General features: G+C 60.3%; 13 protein-coding genes. 8 read left to right on the top strand and 5 right to left on the bottom strand.

What is annotated here, in order from left to right; all coding sequences use genetic code 11:
• Positions 1 to 103 precede the first annotated feature (103 nt).
• From ACOYW1_RS01615 to ACOYW1_RS01590, 6 genes are all read left to right on the top strand, one after another.
• Positions 104 to 3,859, top strand: coding sequence for a phosphoribosylformylglycinamidine synthase (locus tag ACOYW1_RS01615; RefSeq protein ID WP_482421411.1), 3,756 nt, complete (start codon positions 104 to 106; stop codon positions 3,857 to 3,859).
• Positions 3,860 to 3,883: 24 nt separating this feature from the next.
• Positions 3,884 to 5,284, top strand: coding sequence for an amidophosphoribosyltransferase (gene purF, locus ACOYW1_RS01610; protein WP_482414919.1), 1,401 nt, complete (start codon positions 3,884 to 3,886; stop codon positions 5,282 to 5,284).
• Positions 5,285 to 5,551: 267 nt separating this feature from the next.
• Positions 5,552 to 6,592: a phosphoribosylformylglycinamidine cyclo-ligase gene (gene purM, locus ACOYW1_RS01605; RefSeq protein WP_482421410.1), complete on the top strand. Its 1,041-nt coding sequence runs from the start codon at positions 5,552 to 5,554 to the stop codon at positions 6,590 to 6,592.
• Between the two features lie 427 nt (positions 6,593 to 7,019).
• Complete coding sequence (locus tag ACOYW1_RS01600; RefSeq protein ID WP_482421409.1) at positions 7,020 to 9,641, top strand: BadF/BadG/BcrA/BcrD ATPase family protein; 2,622 nt, start codon at positions 7,020 to 7,022, stop codon at positions 9,639 to 9,641.
• Positions 9,642 to 9,645: 4 nt separating this feature from the next.
• Complete coding sequence (locus tag ACOYW1_RS01595) at positions 9,646 to 11,475, top strand: hypothetical protein (RefSeq protein ID WP_482421408.1); 1,830 nt, start codon at positions 9,646 to 9,648, stop codon at positions 11,473 to 11,475.
• Positions 11,476 to 11,626: 151 nt separating this feature from the next.
• Positions 11,627 to 12,091 (top strand): DUF3124 domain-containing protein, encoded by a 465-nt coding sequence (locus tag ACOYW1_RS01590; RefSeq protein ID WP_482421407.1) that lies wholly within the window; start codon positions 11,627 to 11,629, stop codon positions 12,089 to 12,091.
• An 840-nt stretch (positions 12,092 to 12,931) separates the two neighbouring features.
• On the opposite strand, the gene cooS is transcribed toward ACOYW1_RS01590, so the two are convergent.
• Together cooS and ACOYW1_RS01580 are read right to left on the bottom strand one after the other, a co-directional pair.
• Positions 12,932 to 14,821 (bottom strand): anaerobic carbon-monoxide dehydrogenase catalytic subunit, encoded by a 1,890-nt coding sequence (gene cooS / locus ACOYW1_RS01585; protein WP_482421406.1) that lies wholly within the window; start codon positions 14,819 to 14,821, stop codon positions 12,932 to 12,934.
• Positions 14,822 to 14,967: 146 nt separating this feature from the next.
• Positions 14,968 to 15,603: a Crp/Fnr family transcriptional regulator gene (locus ACOYW1_RS01580; protein WP_482421405.1), complete on the bottom strand. Its 636-nt coding sequence runs from the start codon at positions 15,601 to 15,603 to the stop codon at positions 14,968 to 14,970.
• A gap of 440 nt (positions 15,604 to 16,043) precedes the next feature.
• Here ACOYW1_RS01580 and ACOYW1_RS01575 point away from each other — a divergent pair, with 440 nt between their 5' ends.
• Positions 16,044 to 17,369, top strand: coding sequence for an acetyl-CoA hydrolase/transferase family protein (locus tag ACOYW1_RS01575; RefSeq protein ID WP_482421404.1), 1,326 nt, complete (start codon positions 16,044 to 16,046; stop codon positions 17,367 to 17,369).
• A gap of 176 nt (positions 17,370 to 17,545) precedes the next feature.
• Positions 17,546 to 18,142, top strand: a complete 597-nt coding sequence (locus tag ACOYW1_RS01570) for a pentapeptide repeat-containing protein (protein ID WP_482421403.1) — start codon at positions 17,546 to 17,548, stop codon at positions 18,140 to 18,142.
• A 615-nt stretch (positions 18,143 to 18,757) separates the two neighbouring features.
• Here the strand turns inward: ACOYW1_RS01570 and ACOYW1_RS01565 are convergent.
• From ACOYW1_RS01565 to ACOYW1_RS01555, 3 genes are all read right to left on the bottom strand, one after another.
• Positions 18,758 to 19,033: an EscU/YscU/HrcU family type III secretion system export apparatus switch protein gene (locus tag ACOYW1_RS01565; protein ID WP_218950920.1), complete on the bottom strand. Its 276-nt coding sequence runs from the start codon at positions 19,031 to 19,033 to the stop codon at positions 18,758 to 18,760.
• Entirely contained in the window at positions 19,020 to 20,051 is a 1,032-nt protein-coding gene (gene fliK / locus ACOYW1_RS01560; protein WP_482421402.1) for a flagellar hook-length control protein FliK, read from the bottom strand. Before fliK ends, ACOYW1_RS01565 begins: the two co-directional genes overlap by 14 nt.
• A 180-nt stretch (positions 20,052 to 20,231) precedes the next feature.
• Complete coding sequence (locus tag ACOYW1_RS01555) at positions 20,232 to 20,414, bottom strand: hypothetical protein (protein WP_482421401.1); 183 nt, start codon at positions 20,412 to 20,414, stop codon at positions 20,232 to 20,234.
• Positions 20,415 to 20,468 lie beyond the last annotated feature (54 nt).

Raw genomic sequence — 20,468 nt, 5'->3', positions numbered from 1 at the left:
GCCCCCAGGGCCCGCCCCACATTGAGGCGATACCGGTTCACGGTCCCCCGGGATCCGGCGGAACCGTGAACGAGAAACACATACATTATTCAGGGGTCTTTCCATGCCAAACAGAATCAGACGGGTCTTTGTTGAAAAGAGAGATAACTTCAAGGTCGAGGCCGACCACCTGCTTTCGGACCTCACCCACAACCTGAACATCGACGGGGTCTCCCATGTGCGCATCATCAACTGCTACGAGTGCACGGGCTTTGACGACGCCACCTTCGACCTGGCCAAGGCCAATGTCTTCAGCGAGCCCAACATCGATGAGGTGTATGAGGACCCCTCCCGGTTCACGGGGTGTGATTTTGTCTTCCGCATGGGCCTGCTCCCCGGCCAGTTCGACCAGCGTGCAGACTCCGCCATGCAGTGCGTGCAGCTCTTAACCGCAGGAGAGCGCCCCCTGATCCGGGCCTCCAAGGTCATTGCCGTCAACGGCAGCCTCTCCGATGCGGACAAGGCCAAGATCAAGACCCACATGATCAACGTGGTGGAGTCCTGCGAGCTGGACCTGGAGCTGCCCGAAACCATTGAGATGGACGCGGTGGTCCCCGAGGACGTGGCCGTGTTCGAGGGTTTCACCGAGTTTTCCGAAGCCGAGCTGGCCTCCTTTAAAGATGCCGAAGGCTTTGCCATGAGCATGGGGGACATCCTCTCCTGCCAGGCCTACTTCCGAGACACCGAAAAGCGAAACCCCACCATCACCGAGATGAAGGCCATCGACACCTACTGGTCGGATCACTGCCGCCACACCACCTTCATGACGGAAATCGAAGAAGTGAAGATCCGGGAAGGCAAATACGCAGAGGAGATCCAGAAAGCCTACGACCTCTACCGGGCAGACCGGACCGCCTGCGGCGCCAAAAAGCCCGAGTGCCTCATGGACTTGGCCTGCATCGCGGCAAAATCCCTGAAAAACGACGGCTACCTCAAGGACATCGATGTCAGCGAGGAGATCAACGCCTGCAGCATCAACGTGGATGTGGACGTGGACGGCTCCGAGGAGAAGGTCCCCTACCTCGTGATGTTCAAGAACGAGACACACAACCACCCCACGGAGATCGAGCCCTTTGGCGGGGCCGCCACCTGCCTGGGCGGCGCCATCCGGGATCCCCTCTCCGGCCGCTCCTATGTCTATCAGGCCATGCGCATCACCGGGGCCGCCGACCCCAGGACGCCCTTTGAAGAGACCCTTCCAGGCAAGCTCCCCCAGCGCACCATCTGCAAGCGGGCCGCCCACGGCTACAGCTCCTACGGCAACCAGATCGGCGTCACCACCGGCTTTGTCAAGGAGTACTACAACGACCGCTTCGTGGCCAAGCGCATGGAGGTGGGGGCCGTCATCGCCGCCACCCCCAAGGATCAGGTGATCCGCGAGGTGCCGGAGCCCGGTGACATCGTCATCCTGGTGGGCGGCAGAACCGGCCGCGACGGCTGCGGCGGGGCCACCGGCTCCAGCAAGGAGCACACCGAAGAGTCCCTGGCCACCTGCGGGGCCGAGGTCCAGAAGGGCAACGCCCCTGAGGAGCGAAAAATCCAGCGCCTCTTCCGAAACGAAACCGTCTCCAAAATGATCATCCGCTGCAACGACTTCGGCGCCGGAGGCGTCTCCGTTGCCGTTGGCGAGCTTGCCGACAGCATCGACATCTACCTGGACCGGGTGCCCAAAAAATACGACGGCCTGGACGGCACCGAGCTGGCCATCTCCGAATCCCAGGAGCGCATGGCCGTTGTGGTAAGGCGTGAAAACGCCGAAGCGTTCATCCGCCTGGCAGGGGACGAAAACCTGGAAGCCACGGCCATCGCCGACATCACCGACACCGGCCGCCTGCGCATCCAGTGGCGGGGCAACTGGATCATCGACGTCTCCCGGGCCTTCCTGGACACCAACGGCGTGAGCCAGTCCACCAAGATCGAGGTGGAATCCCCCGAAGCAGACGCCAGCGTCTTTGAAAGCAAACAAAGCGGTGATGACGCCGCCCTCTGGATGGAAACCCTGTCGGACCTCAACGTGGCCAGCCAGAAGGGTCTGGTGGAGCTCTTCGACAGCACCATCGGGGCGGGCTCGGCCCTCATGCCCCACGGCGGCAAGACCTACCGCACCCCCACCGAGGGCATGGCCGCCAAGATCCCCGTGGAGCACGGGGACACCAGCACCGGCACCCTCATGGCCCACGGGTACAACCCGGAGATGGCCATCTGGTCCCCCTTCCACGGCGGCCTCTACGCCGTGGTGGAGAGCGTGGCCAAGGTCGTTGCCATGGGCGGCGACTACCGCAACATCTACCTCTCCCTCCAGGAGTACTTTGAAAAACTGAGAGGGGAAGCGGTTCGCTGGGGCAAACCCTTTGCCGCCCTCTTGGGCGCCTACCGCGCCCAGAAAGAGTTCAAGATCGGCGCCATCGGCGGCAAGGACTCCATGAGCGGCTCCTTTAAAGACCTGGACGTGCCCCCCACCCTCATCTCCTTTGCCGTGGCCGCAACGGACCTGAACCGCCTCATCACCCCCGAATTCAAGCGGGAAGGGTCCCGCGTGGTGATGATCCGGGCCAACCGGAACGAGGCCGATGTCATCGACTTTGACGACCTCAAGGAAAAGTACGACCGCATCACCCGGCTCATGGCAGAAGGCCACATCATCAGCGCCCACACCGTCAGCAAAGGCGGGGCCATGGCCGCCATCGCCAAGATGTGCTTCGGCAACACCCTGGGCATGGAGATCACCCCCGAGGTAACACGGGAGATCCTCACCGAAGAGGCCATCGGTTCCCTGGTCCTGGAGGTCAGCTCCGAAAAAGAGCTTGCAGAACTTTTCACTTCGGCCTATGTCGATCTTGGGATGGTCACCGGCGAGCCGACCATCTCCCACGGCGAGATGACCCTCGCCCTGGACGATCTCATCACCGCGTGGGAAGCACCCTTGAACGATATCTTCGACATCAAGGAGGACCACCACGGTCCCATCGAAACCTTAAGTCACACGGCAAAAACCGTCCATGTGGCCAACACCCGGGTTGCACGCCCCAAGGTGATCATCCCCGCCTTTCCCGGCACCAACTGCGAACTCGACACCCAGCGCGCCTTTGAACGCGCCGGTGCCGACGCCGAGGTGGTGGTCTTCAAAAACCTCACCGCCGCCTGGGTGGAAGAGTCCATCGCCACCCTGGCAGGCAAAATCAAAGGGGCCCAGATCATCGCCCTGCCCGGCGGGTTCTCCGCAGGGGACGAGCCCGAAGGCTCCGGCAAGTTCATCGCCTCCATTTTCAAAAACGAGCAGGTGAAAGACGCCGTCCACGGCCTCCTGAACGACCGGGACGGCCTCATGCTCGGCATCTGCAACGGCTTCCAGGCCCTGGTGAAACTGGGTCTCCTGCCCTTCGGCGAGATCCGCACCCTCTCGGAGACAGCCCCCACCCTCACCTACAACAAGATCGGTCGCCACGTGGCCCGCTACGCCAAGACCCGCGTTGCCTCCAACCTCTCGCCCTGGCTTGCGGGCACTGAGGTGGGTGAGATCTTTGAGTCTCCCCTCTCCCACGGCGAAGGGCGCTTCTTTGCCAATCAGGAGGTCCTTGACGGGCTCATAAAGGGAGGCCAGATCGCCACCCAGTACGTGGACGAAACAGGCAACGCCACCTACGACGGCAGCTTCAACCCCAACGGATCCATCTACGCCATTGAGGGCATCACCAGCGCCGACGGACGCATCCTGGGCAAAATGGGACACAGCGAACGCATCGGAAACCATGTGGCCGGTAACATTTACGGCAAAACCGATATGAAGATTTTTGAGTCTGGGGTAAGGTACTTCCAGTAAACAGGCATGATCAAAGGATTCACAATGAATTGCGACAAGTTTAAAGACGAATGCGGTGTCCTGGGTATCTTCTCCAAGACTAGCCGAAACCTTTCACGCCGGGTCGCCTTCGGACTCATCTCCCTGCAGCACCGCGGCCAGGAGAGTGCGGGTATCGCCGCCTACGACGAGGGCAAGGTCCGCCACTACAAAGAGATGGGCCTGGTCCAGGACGTCTTCAACAACGACATCCTGGAAACCCTCAAGGGCACCATCAGCGTGGGCCACGTGCGCTACTCCACCACAGGGGAGTCCCATGTCTCCAACGCCCAGCCCCTGGTCATCAACTACCGGGGGGGCAGCATCGCCCTGACCCACAACGGCAACCTGGTGAACGCCGACAAGATCCGGGACGAACTGGAACTCTCAGGCTCCATCTTTCAGACCTCCATCGACACAGAGGTCATCGCCAACCTCATTGCCAAGAACTACTCCCTGGGCTTTAAGGACGCCATCCTCAAGACCGTCCGGGAGATCAAAGGGGCCTTTGCCCTGGTCATCGTCTGCGAGGGCAAGCTCATCGGCGTGCGGGACCCCAACGGCCTGCGCCCCTTGTGCATCGGCAAACTCCCCGACGGCGGCCTGGTCCTCTCCTCCGAGAGCTGCGCCCTGGACGTGGTGGGCGCCGAGCTCGTGCGGGACGTGAAAAACGGCGAGATGGTCATCATCGATGAAAACGGCATGGAGTCCATCATCTACGACGACAGCCAGCGTGTGGCCCACTGCATCTTCGAGTACGTCTACTTTGCCCGCCCCGACAGCGTCATCGACGGGGTCAGCGTCTCCAGCTCCCGCCGCAGCGCCGGTAAAACCCTGGCCCAGGAGCACCCCGTGGACGCCGACATCGTCATCGCCGTTCCCGACTCCGGCATTGACGCGGCCATCGGCTTCGGACAGGAGTCCGGCATCCCCTACGGCATCGGCCTCATCAAGAACAAGTACATCGGCCGCACCTTTATCCAGCCCGACCAGGAGTCCCGGGAGCTGGCCGTCCGCCTCAAGCTCAACGTCCTCAAAGAGAACGTCAAAGGAAAACGGGTCGTGGTGGTGGACGACTCCATCGTCCGCGGTACCACCAGCCGCAAGATCGTGGACGCCTTAAGGAAGGCAGGGGCCAGCGAAGTCCACATGCGGGTCAGCTCCGCCTCGGTGAAATTCCCATGCTTCTTCGGCATCGACACCCCCAACCGCCAGCAGCTCGTGGGCTCCTCCAAGAGCGACGAAGAGGTACGCGAACTCATCGGCGCCGACTCCCTGGGCTACATCAGCGTAAAAGGCCTTCTTGAGTCTGTGGGCAAAACCAACTGCGACATGTGCACTGCCTGCTTTGACGGCGACTACCCCATGGACGTCCCCGAAGAGGTCAACAAACTCATGTTCGAATAGCCTGGTTCGCAAATGCTCCTGGCCTCGTTCCTCGGCCGTCGCATTTGCTTACGGGCTTCGCCCGTGGATTTTCCCGGCATCATCATGGGTGCAGAAGAAAATGAAACAACCAGAGCCGTTATTTACGGGCGCAGCCCGTCAGCGAATGTGAACAACCCGAGGAACGAGGGTTGTGAGCATTCGCATATCAGTAGGGGATCATCCCCTGGCCGCCGGAGGCTGTTTTTTTACCCTAAAGAATTCCATCCTAATATTGAGGATAAAGATATGAGCGAGAAGACGAAACTGACGTATGCCGACGCAGGCGTGGATATTGAAGAGGGCGCTGCGGCCGTTGAAAAGATGAAAGCCTATGTGCAGGAGACCTTCACCAAGGGAGTGCTGGGTGGCCTGGGCGGGTTCGGCGGGCTTTTTGAGCTGGACCTGGAAGGCTACAAAAAGCCGGTTCTGGTCTCCGGCACCGACGGGGTGGGCACCAAGCTGAAGATCGCCTTTCTCACGGACGTCCACGATTCCGCCGGCATCGACCTGGTGGCCATGTGCGTCAACGATATCCTGGTCCAGGGCGCCAAGCCCCTCTTCTTCCTCGACTACATTGCAACGGGCCGCATCAGCTCCGACAAGGTGGCCGACATCGTCAAGGGCATTGCCGAGGGCTGCAAGCAGTCCGGGGCTTCCCTCATCGGCGGCGAGACCGCGGAGATGCCCGGTTTCTACACCGACGACGAGTACGACATCGCGGGCTTTACCGTGGGCATCGTGGAAAAAGAGAAGATCATCGACGGCAGCAAGATCAAAGAGGGGGACGTCCTCATCGGCCTGCCCTCTTCGGGCATCCACTCCAACGGCTACTCCCTGGTGAGAAAGCTCTTCTTCGACGTGCTGGAGATGAAGGTAAGCGATCAGGTGGACGAGCTGGGCATGACCCTGGGCGAGGCCCTTATCGCCCCCACCAAGATCTACGTCAAAGAGATCTTGGAGATCCTTGCCAACCACCCGGTCAACGGCATGGTCCACGTCACCGGCGGGGGCTTTACCGAAAACATCCCCCGGGTCCTGCCCGAGGGCCTGGGTGCCGATATCACCATGGGCAGCTGGGAGATGCATCCCCTCTTCCCCCTGATCCAGGAAAAGGGCAACATCGACGAAGCCGAGATGTTCAAGACCTTTAACATGGGCATCGGTTTTATCCTCGCCGTGGACCCGAAAGAGGCCGACGCCGTCATGGCCACCATCGATGCCATGGGCGAAAAAGCCTACCGCATCGGCACCGTCACCCAGGACGAAGGGGTCCGGTACATCAAGTAAAAAAACGGTTCAGCTTGCCTCCGGCGGCCCTGCCGGAGGCAAACAAAACAGTGGCAAAGCCGGTAACAAAGTGGGCCTCTTTGCCACAGAACAACAGAATGGAACCCTCCATCCCCTCGCACCTGAACCACCTTTTTTCACCATGCCACCCCCCGCCATCTGCGGCGATACGCCTTCCCAACCACTTTTTCTCCCAAGATACCCATTGAATTTTTTCTTCATTATCTTCGGTATTTTGGTATCATTGAGCGTACCGTTTCCCGGGGTGACTGTCACCACACCCGAACGTTTCTGAAACGCGTTGCCGCTCGCCAGCGCCAAAGCGCCCCGCACCCTGCCTTTTTTCCATGAAAACCCTGCGGCTCAGCCCGCGCATGGCGTGCCTTCCCACAACAGATAACCGCAACCCCATGAAAGACCACTTGCCATGAAACACTACGCTGTCGGTTTTGACATCGGTACGGATTCTGTGCACTCGGTTGTTCTAACGCCCCGGTTGGAAGTGGAGTACGCCCCGGAAGCCCTGATGCACTTCGGCAACCCCGCAGACGCTCTCAAAGAGATATTTGACGAGATCATCTCGCGCTACGGCCAGGAGAACATCGCCACAACGGCCTTTACCGGAAGCGGCGGCGAGTACTTTGCCCAGGCCCTCAAAGTCCCCTTTTTCTACGACACCCTCACCATCCCCGCAGGGGTGGGGATCATTGCGCCATGGGCCGACCACATCTTCCACATCGGTGCCAAGGACCCCTACTATTTCAGGCGTGAGACCATCCAGGAGGCAAACGGCTACAGGGCCTTTGTGCCGGATCACGCCACCGGCACCAAGTGCGGCGGGGGCAGCGGCATCCTCATGGCCAAACAGTGCCGTCGGTTTTTCGAAGGAGAAGTGCCCGTCAGCCTGGGAGACGACCGCAAAACCAACCGGGCCCTTCTCCAGCAGCAACTGGAGACCATCTTCGGCAAAGCCGAAGGGGCCTTGGGGGCAGCCACCCGGGACATCGACGTGGGGGGCAGGTGCGGGGTGGTGATCCAGTCCGACATGATCCACCTCCAGAACCGGGGGGAAGAGATTCCCAATATTCTGAAAGGCCTGTGCGACCGCATTGTCAAGAACTACCGGTCCGATGTCCTCAAAACAAGGGCCTTTGGCGAAGCCGAGCGGGCCGTGGTCACCGGGGGAATCTTCGGCAACCACCACCTGGTGGACCTCCTCGCCGAAACCTTGAACCTCTCCATCGAGGTCCCCGAGCTGTTCCGCAGCGCAGGTGCCATTGGGGCTGTGATCTGTGCCGGGCATGTTCCGGCCACCTTCCGCAGCGACGCCCTTACCGCCCTTTCCCAGGCGGAAAAAAGCACCGTCAAGACCGCCCCTGCCCTCTCCTCGGCCCTGGACAAGGTGCGTATCTACGATGAACCCGCCCGCACCACAAAAATCAAAGATCTCTCCGTGTTCGATACAAGCGGCCCTGCCCATCGGGAGGTGATCCTGGGCATGGACGGCGGCTCCACCACCACCAAGGCCATTGTGGCCGACGCCTCAACCCTTGCCATCGTGGCTGAGATCTGTCTCAACACCAACGGCCGTCCCCTTCAGGCCGCCAAGGAGATCTTCCGACAGATCCGGGACACCCTGGGAGACGATCTCACCATCCGGGCCGTAGCCTACACGGGCTCGTCCGGGGCCTTCTACCACAAGCTCTTCACCGACACGGGGAAAACCCCGGAGCAGGCGTCCATGGACATCGTCAAGGACGAGATCACCTGCCACGCCTACGGGGTAAAACACTTCAACGACAAGGTAGACACCATCTTCGAGCTGGGTGGCCAGGACGCCAAGTTCACCCTCTTCAACACAGACGGTACCGTCAAGAAATCCCGCATGAACTTAAGCTGCATGGCCGGTACCGGCCAGACCATGCAGAACATGGTGGAGATGATCGGCCTGGATATCGGCACGAGCTTCCATGAGTACGCCTTGAGGGCCGAGAGGACCCCCATCGTGGACGATACCTGCGGCGTCTTCACCGAGGCCGGCATCGCCCGTCTCGTGGCCCTGGGATTTCCCAAGGAGGAGGTGGCCGCGGCCATCGCCTACGGGTTCATGGGAGGCTACGTCAACAAGTTCATCGGCAACGAGCCCTTCGGGGACTTTGCCTCGGCCCAGGGTGGTCCCTTCAAGGGCACGGCCTGCCTTGCCGCCCTCTCCCTGCACACGGGCATGGAGGTGCACGCCTTTCCCCACCGGCAGCTCTTCGGCGCCCTGGGGGCCGCCATCGCCGCCCACCAGGCCTTGGAGACCTGCCGCAAAAAGGGAATACCTGCGGACTGCAAATTCAGGGGCCTGGGCCTTGCCGACACCGAGTTCACCACCTCGGAGGCCCTCTGCAGCCGCCTGATCTCCGACTCCTGCTCCTTGAAAGACTGCAAGCTCCAGGTCTACACCGTGGGCCACGACCGGGTCCTCTCCGGCGGGGCATGCCCCAAGGGCAACACGGACTCGGGCTCTGCCAAGGCGCCGGACTACGTGGCCAAGTACAAGAAGATCATGAACCGACACCTCACCCGCTTTACGAGCCCCCTGGACTCGCCGTCGGACAAAGAGCGGGTCCTCATCCCCCGAAGCCTCACCTTCCTCAACGAAAAAGGAATCTTCTACGCGGCCCTGTATCATCACCTGGGCTTTGAGGTGGCCCTCTCCCCGGAGTCCGACGACCGGATCACAAACTTAGGGATCCACTATTCCCACTCCGAGACCTGCTTTCCGGTGAAACTGGCCCATGGCCACGCTGCTTTTCTCAAAGAGCATGTCCGGCAGGGAGTCACTCCAGTCAGCGACCCCATCGGCGCCCTGTGGGAGAAAAACCGTTTCTGCCCCTATGTGGCCGGAGACGGATTCCTGGCCAAGGATGCCGTGGGCATCGACAACGGGGACGTGCTGCTTCCGGTGCTCCACTTCGACGATTCGGCCCACCCCATGGAAAAGGCGGTGTGGGAGGACCTCTCCCGAACTCTGGCACCCGCTTCGCCCTGGGCTGAGTATTGAGGCTGTGGAAAGTGCCCGCAAGGCCGAGGCCGAGTGCCTCTTTGACATCTACAGCCGGGGAGAAAAGATCATCGAAGGGCTCACGGCCAAGGGAGAAAACATCTTCATGGGCATCGGCCGGGGCTACACCCTGCTGGACAACAAGGCCGGATCCCGTATCCACGAACTCTTCGCCTCCCACGGCCTCCACTTTGTGCCCGCCTTTTTTACCAGGCCCCCGGAGTTCGATATCAGCGACATTGCCGAAAACATGTACTGGGTCCAGGGCAAAACCATCATCCGGTACACCCTGGAGACCGCCCTTGGACCGAACCTCTACCCGGTGCGGGCCACCAACTTCAACTGCGGCACCGACTCCATCCTCCTCTACCACGAGGAGGCCATCATGAACAAAGCGGGGAAACCCCACCTGATCCTCCAGACAGACGGCCACTCCAGCAACGCCCAGTTCGGCACCCGCACCCTGGCCAACAACGAGGTGGTGAAGACCCATCGGCCCAAGCCCGTTCGCCTGGCGGACTTCCGGCGAAAAATAAGGCCGGTGGTCCTCAAAAACAAACGCGTCGGCATCCCCTACATGGGGGACAACTCCCATGTGCTGGCCGCCACCTTCCGAAGCATGGGCTTCACCGCCGAGGTTATGCCCACCCAGACCGGCAGGGCCCAGGAGATCGCCCGCAAGATGGTGGGCACCAACACCTGCATGCCCTTTGCCTACCAGGTGGGGGACTGCCTGGCCTGGCTCTACAGCCTCATGGACCGGGGCATCAACCCCAACACCGAAGCCGTGGTCTTCCAGCCTATGGCCCAGGGCCCCTGCCGATTCGGCCAGTATCACGTCATCTTAAAGCAGCTCTTCCGAGAAAACGGCCTGGGCAACGTGGACATCCTGAGCCCGGATGCGGAAAAGGATTACACCAACGTGCCCGTCTCCGACTGGGAAATCCTGAGGCAGGCGGCCGGGCTCTTCAAGGGCACCTCCTGCCTGGACATCCTGGGCAACGCCCTGCTGCGGACACGGCCCTACGAAAAAGAGGCGGGCTCTACCCAGGCCCTCTACGACAGCCTCACCGACGAGCTCTACGCCATGGTTGCCAGACGTGCGGGTTCAAAGGAGTATCTCGCCTTCATGGCCCGTGCCCAGGAAGGCTTTCAGGGCCTCATCGACCCGGGTATCCCCAGAAAACCCGTGGTGGTTATCAACGGAGAGATTTTTGTCAGGCTCCACCGAAACGCCAACCAGGAGTCCATCCTGCTTTTGGAAAAATACGGGCTGGAGGTGATGCTCTCCCCCCTGGGCCAGTGGATGGGATACACCAACAAAACAGCCATCGAAGAGTTCAAAAAAGCCTACAACTGGAAACGCCTGGTCCTGTCCATGATCAAAAAGAGCTACATGCAGAGCCGGGGCAAAAAACTCACCGCGCCCTTCCGGGACTTTCTCAAAGGCAGGGAGAGCCACGACTCCGAGCACCTCCTCAGCCAGATCCAGAAAGACCTGGTGTACGACCGGCACATCCAGGGAGAATCCCCCATCTCCATCGGCGAGGCCTACCTTTTCACCAAGGGAGAGATGCCCCGCATCAGCGGCATCTACCATGTGGGCCCCTTCGGATGCATGCAGGAGACAGCAGCCACCTCCCAGATTCAGTCCATCACCCAAAAACACAGGATGCACGCCGGCTCTCCTTCCGATCGCATCGTCCCCTTCATGGACGCGGTCTTCGGGGATTCGGAGCTGCCCAATCTGGAAGCGGAGATCGCTGCCTTTGCCCAGAAGTGCTACCTGAAACAGGAGATGCAGGGAAATCAGGGGATAGGGGATAGGGGATAGGGGATAGGGGATAGGGGATAGGGGATAGGAAAAATGCTGTATGATGAGCCCCTTTTGTAAAGAAAAAACGAGGCCATGAGAAAAAAAGATAGAGGCTTCGGGCGCCTGACCGTATACTGACGCATCAACAGCCAACAGAGAGGACCGACACATGACATTCGCACGCACCCTGGCAGCTTTCACCCTCGTGGCCCTTCTCGCCCTGCCCGTCCCCTTCGCCCATGCCGCGTCCAAGGGGCAGACCGTCTACGTTCCGGTCTACTCCCATATCTACAGCGGAAACATGGGAAAGCCCTTTGACCTGGCCGTGACCTTAAGCATCCGCAACACCGATCCCCACAGCCCCATCACCATCAGCCGTGTGGACTACTACGGATCAAAAGGCAAACTCATCAGGCGCCACATCAAAAAGCCCCAGACCATCGCGCCCCTGGCCGCCACCCGCTTCATCCTCAAGGAGTCCGACAAAACCGGGGGCTCAGGCGCCAGCTTCATCGTCTCCTGGGAAGCAGACAGCCCCATCACCCCGGCCCTCATCGAGACCATCATGATCAGCACCCGGGCCCAGCAGGGCATCTCCTTTACCTCAAGGGGCCAGGTCCTCCGGGAAAAATAACCCGGGTTCGCGAATGCTCCACCCCTCGTTCCTCGGGGTGTCGCATTCGCTTACGGGCTGCGCCCGTGGGCAGTGGCTTGGGTGTTTATAGAAGCGCGATGAAATCTTCATGGTCAACAAACGTCAACCGATTCTGGTAAAGCAATAGCACCGCTTGCTCGTTCCCAGGCTCCGCCTGGGAATGCTCCCCGGAGGCTCTGCCTCCATCTTTTGATGCCACCGAAGCCTGTGAGCCCCCCACTGTTTGATTTCATACATCGGCAAGGCAGAGCCTTGCACCCGACACTCCCAGGCGGAGCCTGGGAGCGGAGTAATGAACACACAACTGCGTAACGAAAACGTGCCCGGCAAATCGCCGGAGGCATTGAGATGAAAACCGATTTTGGAAAAGCAACGACACCGCCTCCTCGTTCCCAGGCTCCGCCTGGGAATGCTCCCCGGAGGCTCTGCCTCCATCTTTTGATGCCACCGAAGCCTGTGAGCCCCCCACCTGTTTAATTTCATACTCCGGCAAGGCAGAGCCTTGCACCCGACACTCCCAGGCGGAGCCTGGGAGCGAAACGAGCACACAGCAGCGTAACGAAAAAATGCCTCCGGCAAATCGCCGGAGGCATTCAGATGAAACCCCTTCTAAAAAAGTAACGGCACCGCTTCCTCACCCGGCCAATTCTTGTGACAATACGCATACAGTCACCAGCGTTGGTGGCGGGCAAAGCCCGCGGCGAACGCCCTTGCGATTTGCCCTGAGGAACGAAGGGCGAAACGCAAGGGCAATCAGCTTTCGAGGTGGCTCACCTCGCCGCCGGAGGCTGTTTTTTCCTCCTTGAGCCCTTGTCTCACTTAGGGCGTCCACCCCAGCCCCACCCGTTTGGCCGTAATGCGTCTGTCCAGGCGTTCAGCGGCCTCTTCCGGATCTTTTTCAATGATAAACCGCGCGCCCACAAGGTCTTCGAGGCCTTCGGTGGCGAGGTGTGTCACGGTGTCGGAGCCCAGGATATTGGGGGGATGGCCCAGGTGGGTCTCGATGCCTGAGGCCACGGCGTAGAGACCGATGGCTGCGGCTTTTTCCGAGTACCACTCCGGGGAGGAGGCGGCCACGGGAAGGTCGGAGATATCCACGCCGCAGGTTTCGGCAAGGAGGGCGCAGAGCTGAAGGATCCGGGCGTTGTCCACGCAGCTGCCCATGTGGAGCACCGGGGGGATGCCCAGGGATCCGCACACCTCTTTGAGCCCGGGCCCGGCCATGTCAATGCCCTCGGGCACGAGGAGTCCGGCCTTGCCAGCGGCGGTGGTGACGCAGCCCGTCACCAGCACGAGGATGTCCTTTTTAATAAGGGCCTTTGCCAGGCCCACGTTAAGAGCGTCCTGGGTAAATTTGGGGTTGTTGCATCCCACGATGCCCACCACGCCCCGGATGGCACCCCGCTTCATGGCCTCGATGAGGGGGTCGGGGGTGCCGCCCACGGCCGCCAGGATCGCCTCGTTGGAGAACCCGGTCATGATGGGGACCTGCTCGTCGGGGATGTCTACCCTGGAGGCATCCCGCTCAGCAAAGGCATCCACGGCCATGACAACGATCTCCGTGGCCTTTTCCATGGCGTTTTCCGGATGAATGTCAAAATGGGTGGCCCCGGTAAAGCGGGCCTTGCCCGAGGTGGTGATGAACCGGGTGTGGTAGCAGCCGGAGATCTGGACCATGCTGGGCATGATGCACTGATAGTCCACCACCACGGCTTCCACGGCGCCGGTGACAATTGAGAGTTCGGTCATGAGGTGGTTCCCGGCCATGGGAATCCCCTGGCGCATCAGCAGCTCGTTGCCCGTGCAGCACAGGCCGCAGACGTTGATGCCGGACGCCCCGGCTGCCCGGGCCCGGTCCACGAGCTCCGGCAGGCGGGCCGCGGCCAGGATCATCTCCGAGACAACGGGGTTGTGGCCGTGGACCAGGATATTGACCTGGTCTTTCTTGAGCACCCCCAGGCTGGCCGTGGACTTAGACGGCGTGGGGGTGCCGAAAATGATGTCCGAAAGCTCGGTGCCGATCATGGACCCGGCCCATCCGTCGGCAAGGGCCGTGCGCGCCGCATGGATCAGGGTGCTCGGGGCGTCGTTGTCGCAACCCATGTGGGTTCGGTGCATCATCTCGGCGATCTCACGATCCACGCCCCGAGGGGTCATGCCCAGCTTGTTCCAGGTCTCGCGTCGACGTGCAGGCACCCGCTGCAAAAAGGCCACTTCGGCCTTTCGGCTCCCGAAATCCCCGAAGAGCACCTCGGCGAGGTCTCCGGCGATCTCTGTGTCTGCTCGTCCTTCTATCTCCACGCCCAGCTCCCCGGCAATGCGAATGAGCTTGTCCTGATCCCGGATCCCGTAGTCCGGGCACTGGCCCTCGGCCACCCCGGCCAGCACCTCAATGAGGTCCCGGCCATGGTCGGAGTGACCCGCAGCCCCGCCGGCGATAAACCGGCCGAAGTTGCGGGCCACCACCACATCTGCGTCGGCGCCGCACACGCCCCGCTGCATCTTGCCGCCCTTTTTCGGGCTGATGCGGCAGGGCCCCATGGTGCAGTTCCGACACGTGGTGCCGAGCTCGCAGAATTTGCAGTGGGGGGTCTGCTGTTCCAGGCGCTCCCATGCCGTTTCAATGCCTTCAGTCCGGGCTTTTTTGATCATCGCCCGGGCGTCATCCCACATGGAAAGCTCTTCCACCGTCCGTTTTTCCTTTGCCATGCCGACCTCCTTCATCTCCCGGTGCCCACGCCTCGCAGAACCCTTCCGGCAAGGCCCGCGACACCCCACGGTTATATCGTCACCTTACCAGAGTCCAGGCACCGCTTCTGTCGCCCAGCCGACATAACCCACCGAAGTCAAATGAATCAGCGGGCCAGCTCTTCAAGCCGTGGGGTGTCTTCGATGCGGTAGACCCCGCGGCCCAGCTTTTGGATGATGCCGGAGCGGCCCATGTCGGCAAGGAGGGTGGAGGCTGTCTGGCGGGACATGCCCAGGTGGAGGGCAAGCTCTTCGATGGTCACGGCAAGGCGTACCACGGGCCCTTGTGGCTCGTTTCGGGCTTCGGAGAGGAGAAAAGCGGCAAGGCGTGCGGTGCTGTCGCTGAAGACGAGGCTGTCGATGATCTGAAAGGCGTTTTTCAAGAGGCCCCCCAGCACCCGGACCATGGCCTGGGTCACGGCCGGGGCCTGCATCATCTCCCGGTGAAAGGTCCCCACGTCCGTGACGAGAAGGGCCCCGTCGGTGAGGGCCACCACATGGGCGCCGGTGTGGCTGCTGTAGATATCCCCGGCCTCCAGCACCGCAAAGGTGAACTCTTTCTCCTCATAGGCCCTGAACACGCGCAGGCGCCCTTCAGCCACCACGAACACCTCGTTGGGGGAGTCCTCGGGAAAGGCGATGGTCTCGTTTTTCACATAGCGCCGCCTTCGAAAGGCTTTTTTCATGGATGCATACTCGGGGCGTTCCAGCTCCTCAAGCAGACTCATCGTTGATATTTTCATGCCGGTCCGACCTCCTCATCCCAGGGGAAAAACAGTAGATCTATGGGTGCACTCGACTCGTGAAATATCCGGGGTTACCTTTTGACTATCCACAAAAGACCAACGGGTTGTCAACTTGATGTTCCCGCTTTATTCCCTTTTTCGGGCTTTCCCGGAAAAAAACAGCAAAAGTTAAAATTGGTGGCGATTGCGTACTTGTAATTTTTCACAGAACGCTTTCATATACCCAGGAATCTATTTCTATGTGTGAATTGCGTTACGACAGATTAACAGCGTGTATTCATTGCGAATATATTGAATTTCTCTCACCTTGCGTGTATAACGGTTCCTTTATTTGTGACTGTTTTCTGGTGTAATCATTTTTATTCTCGGTGCGACACGTGGTTTTCAAGGGAACACCGTTGTTCCCGGCACACCGAACCGCAAGTAAGGAGGGCCAGATGAGCGAGCGAGTAGAGCGTGAATATGAACTGAAAAGAGCCGGCGCTGCGGAAGCCATGGCGGGAGTGACATCGGGCGACCGAATCTTTTACGGGGAGTTCACCCTCTTCCCGAGATTGTGCGATGCCGCCCTGGCCGCCCAGAAAGACCGGGTCACCGGAGTCAACGTGGACAGCGTCTGCTTCACCCAGATGCCCAAAGTGGCCGAGGTGGATCCCGAAGGCAAACACTTCATCCTCAACGACTGGCACTTCGGAGGCGTCAGCCGAAAACTTCACAAGCAGGGCCGCTGCAACTACATCCCCCTGACCTATCACCAGGGCCCCCGCATCATGCGGAAGTACCAGGACTACGACATCGTCGTCCTCACCACTGGCCCCATGGACGAGCGTGGCTACTTCAACTACGGCCTCTCCAACTCCATGAGTTCCGCGGCCGTGGACAAGGCCCGCCGCGTGGTGGTGGAGGTGAACCCCAACGTGCCCAACTGCCTGGGCGGCAACCAGGAGTCCATCCACATCAGCCGCGTGGACGCGGTGGTGGAGGGTCGCACCGACACCCTCGTGGAGGTCCCCGGAGCCAACGCCTCGGACATCGACCGGCCCATTGCAGCCCACATCATGGAGGTCATCGAAGACGGCTCCTGTCTCCAGCTGGGCATCGGCGCCCTGCCCAACGTCATCGGCAGCATGCTGGCGGAAAGCGACCTCAAAGACCTGGGGGTCCACACCGAGATGCTGGTGGATTCCTGTGTGGATCTTTATGAGTGCGGCAAGATCACCGGGGCCAGGAAAGTCATCGACAAGTACAAGATGGCCTACACCTTTGCCATGGGCACCCAGAAGCTCTACGACTTCCTCCACAACAACCCCACCTGCGCCTCCTATCCGGTGCACTACATCAACGACCCCAAGATCGTGGCCTTGAACCCCAAGGTGGTGGCCGTCAACAATGCCGTGGCCATCGACCTCTTCAGCCAGGTCTGCTCCGAATCTGCAGGCACCCGCCAGGTCTCGGGCACCGGGGGACAGCTCGACTTCATCTTCGGCGCCTTCGGCTCCAAGGGCGGTAAGGGAATCATCGGCATCAGCTCCACCTACACCGACAGCAAAGGGGAGGTACACTCCCGTATCAACCCCACCCTGGCCCCGGGCTCCATTGTCACCCTGCCCCGCTCCCTGGTCCAGTACGTGGCCACCGAGTACGGCATGGTGCAGCTCAAGGGCAAGTCCACGGTGGAGCGGGCCCAGGCCCTCATCAGCATCGCCCACCCCGACTTCCGTGACGAGCTCGCCAACCAGGCAGCTGCCATGGGAATCGGATAAGGTCGCGAATGCACTTGAACACCCTGACCGTCCAACCTGCAGGCGGCCGTTTCCTCAAGGAACGGTCGCCCGCGGGCGTCCCCATGTGAGGTCGTGAATCCCAATAGGAAACAAAATCACCTTGTGGTATCGTGGGCCCGACACAAAAACGGCCTCAACCACAGGAACCCCACGGGATGACACACCAAACCGCCATGATTTACGACCAGGACGACTTTTACGACGAAACCTTCACCCATGTGGACGCCACGGGCGCCAACCTCTCCGGCAAGGTCTTCGAAGGGTGTGCCTTCGAGCATTGCACCTTCTCAAACACCACCCTCACCAACACCACCTTTGAAAACTGCACCTTCCACTCCTCCTCCCTGATGATGTCCGAGGTGCTGCGCACCACCTTTGACGGGGTCCGGTTCGAGGCATGCAAAATCGCGGGCATCAACTTCAGCACCCTCAACGATTTCTGTATCAACCTGGCCTATGTCAAGACCAGGCTCATCTCCTGCACCTTCACCGGCCTCGACCTCAGGAAAACCCCCTTTTCGGACTGCACCATCGAAGAGACCAACTTCCGCGAGTGCACCCTCAGGGAAACCGATTTTACCAACGTCCAGTTCCGCGCCACCACCTTCTCCAGCTGCGCCTTCAAAGATGCCGACTTCAGGGGCGCTGCAGGTTTTACCATCAACCCCTGCCACAACAACCTCAAAGGGGCCATCTTCGACCGGGGAAACGCCTTCCAGCTCCTCCAGCCCTTCGGCATCGTTCTCGGATAACCCACATAAAGCGGTTTGAAAAATCAGGCACAGGCCTCCGGCGGCAAGGTGGGGGCACCTTGAAACCCTATGGCGAATGCATGAAGGCAGCCATTCTGCCTGCGTTATCGGGGCATTCGCGTGTTGTGTGACATCCGGCAACCGTCTTTGCAGGAGAGGCCCGTTTCATTCTTCTAAAAACACGATGCAGAACTTTTGGGATTCGCTTGACTTTAACCGGAATAACTCCGACGGCGAGGTGGGGGCTCCGGCAAACCCTCTGGCGAAGGCATGAAGGCAACCTATCCGCCCGTGTTATCGGGGTATTCGCGTGATGTGTGACATCTGGCAATCGCCTTTGCAGGAGAGACCCGTTTCATTCTTCCGAAAATATATGAAAGATAGTTCGGAAAACCACCGTCTTCTGCTATCTCTATGCTGTATCAGTCGGGCATGGGGTTTCATGACCGCTACGATTTTTCGGCGGCTAAAGCGCACCCTACCTCACGACATCAAGGGTGACGCGTCATACCCATGTAAGGGCGCGATTGCGCAGCTTCTCACTTCGCAGAAAAAACAAAAGATATGCTCTCGAAAGGGCTGTCGGAGACTTTTATGGGTCGAAGAATAAAGGTTTTACGGGGCTTTGTTGTTGGTGCGGTAGACAAAGGCAAGGAGTTCGGCCACCACGGCGTAGATCTCTTCGGGAATCTCCATGTCGAGGTCCAGTGCTGCCAGGACTTCCACCAGGTCGGGGTCGCTCTGGATGGGCACCCCGTGTTCCCGGGCCAGGTCGATGATCTTTTCGGCCATGGGCCCGCGTCCCTTGGCCTTGACTTTGGGCGCGTTGCCCTCGCCGGTCTTGTACCCTAAGGCCACGGCGGTCTGCCGTTTTTTATCAGATGGAGACATGGAGCCCATCCATTGCGTCCACCAGCTCATCCACCAGGGAGGTGCCCGCCATCACGGCCCGGTCCACGCGCTGCACGTTCATCTTTCTCACGGAAAAACCTCTCTCGGCCAGGCTGTGGTTCAGCATTTCAAGATCGTCTGCGAGGAGGGCTTCGGCCTCCGGGGTTGTCACGGAAAAAGTGCCCGTCACCGCCCCTTTAAGCAGAGAGATATCGGCCCGGAGTTCTCCGAGACGGGTGAGGTCCAGAAGCATGGAAACCCGCGTCACCCGGTCCTTTGCGTCGCCGCCCGAGGCGCCCTCCTCCCCCCGGTCGATGAGGAGCTGGCCAAAGCTTAGGTTGCCGTCCATCACAATGGGCAGGGGTAAAAGAAAGCGACCGGACACCTCACCTGTGGCGCGGTTCACCACCTGGAGTTTTTCAATGCCGTCGATAAGGGCTTTCACCGCCTTTCCGATGGGTTCTTCCCGCTTCACGGCCCGGGCAAGCTTCAGGGAGAGGCCCTTTAAGTCTTCTTCGCCTTCTCCCCCACCCTGCATGAGGTTGTGTTCATGCATGAGGCCGGACTGGCGCACCATGCGCCGAATATCTTCCACGCCGCTCTTTCCGGGTTTTACGGCAATCTGGGAGACAAAGCGCTGGAGTTTTTCTTTCAGATGGGTGGCGGCGGTGGCTCCCTTGGCCGGAAGGTCGGTGCCGAAGAGGGTAAAAAGATGCTGGAACGGTCCCTGGCGGCCCAGGTTTCGAAGGGCTACGAGGTAGCGACCCACGGGATGGTTTGCAAAGGTCAGGCGGCGCAGGGCGATGTGCTCTGTGCCCACATCGGTGACGCGCATGCGCATGAGGGCCCCGCTCTTCATGGGCTGGTTCACGGTGGCCTCCACCTCCCGCTTGCCGATCTTGAGGGTGGCGGTGCCGTCGGGGTTGGCCTGAACCACCCGTGCCCTCACCACCCGTCCCGGTGCCAGGGGCCGGGGCCCGGCGGGTTTTCCGCTTCCGAATCCAAAAAAAGAGACCATTGCCTGTGCCCGTCAACGCGTGTCGTGTGATCCGGCAGCTCGCGGGATGCCCCTGCGCTGCCTTGGCTTTCGCCCGTTGAAGCTGCTTTGTCTCTTTCTCTTCGGTCGTTCCTTTAAAAAACCTTAACGCGAATACCGGGTATTGCCGTGTTTTCAGACCCATGGGTATTCAGAAATGGGCTACAACCGTGCCACCAGCATCACCCCGGCGCCTGCCAGCCCGTACCAGACCATGGTTTTCACCACCCCTTCCCACCTTGCTCCGCCCCATGTACAACGCAGCTCCGCCTTCTGCAACCGGGAGTCCTCCGCCGTAAAAAGGGGTTTCACCACCTGCCACACCGCTCCGACTGTTTGTCTCATACCCCACCTCAATGAAAGTAAATAATACTGTCTTTACACTACACCGGTGTGGTA

It is taken from the genome of Desulfoluna sp. CYM3A, assembly GCF_056829965.1.
This window is presented reverse-complemented; position numbering and strand designations above follow the sequence as displayed.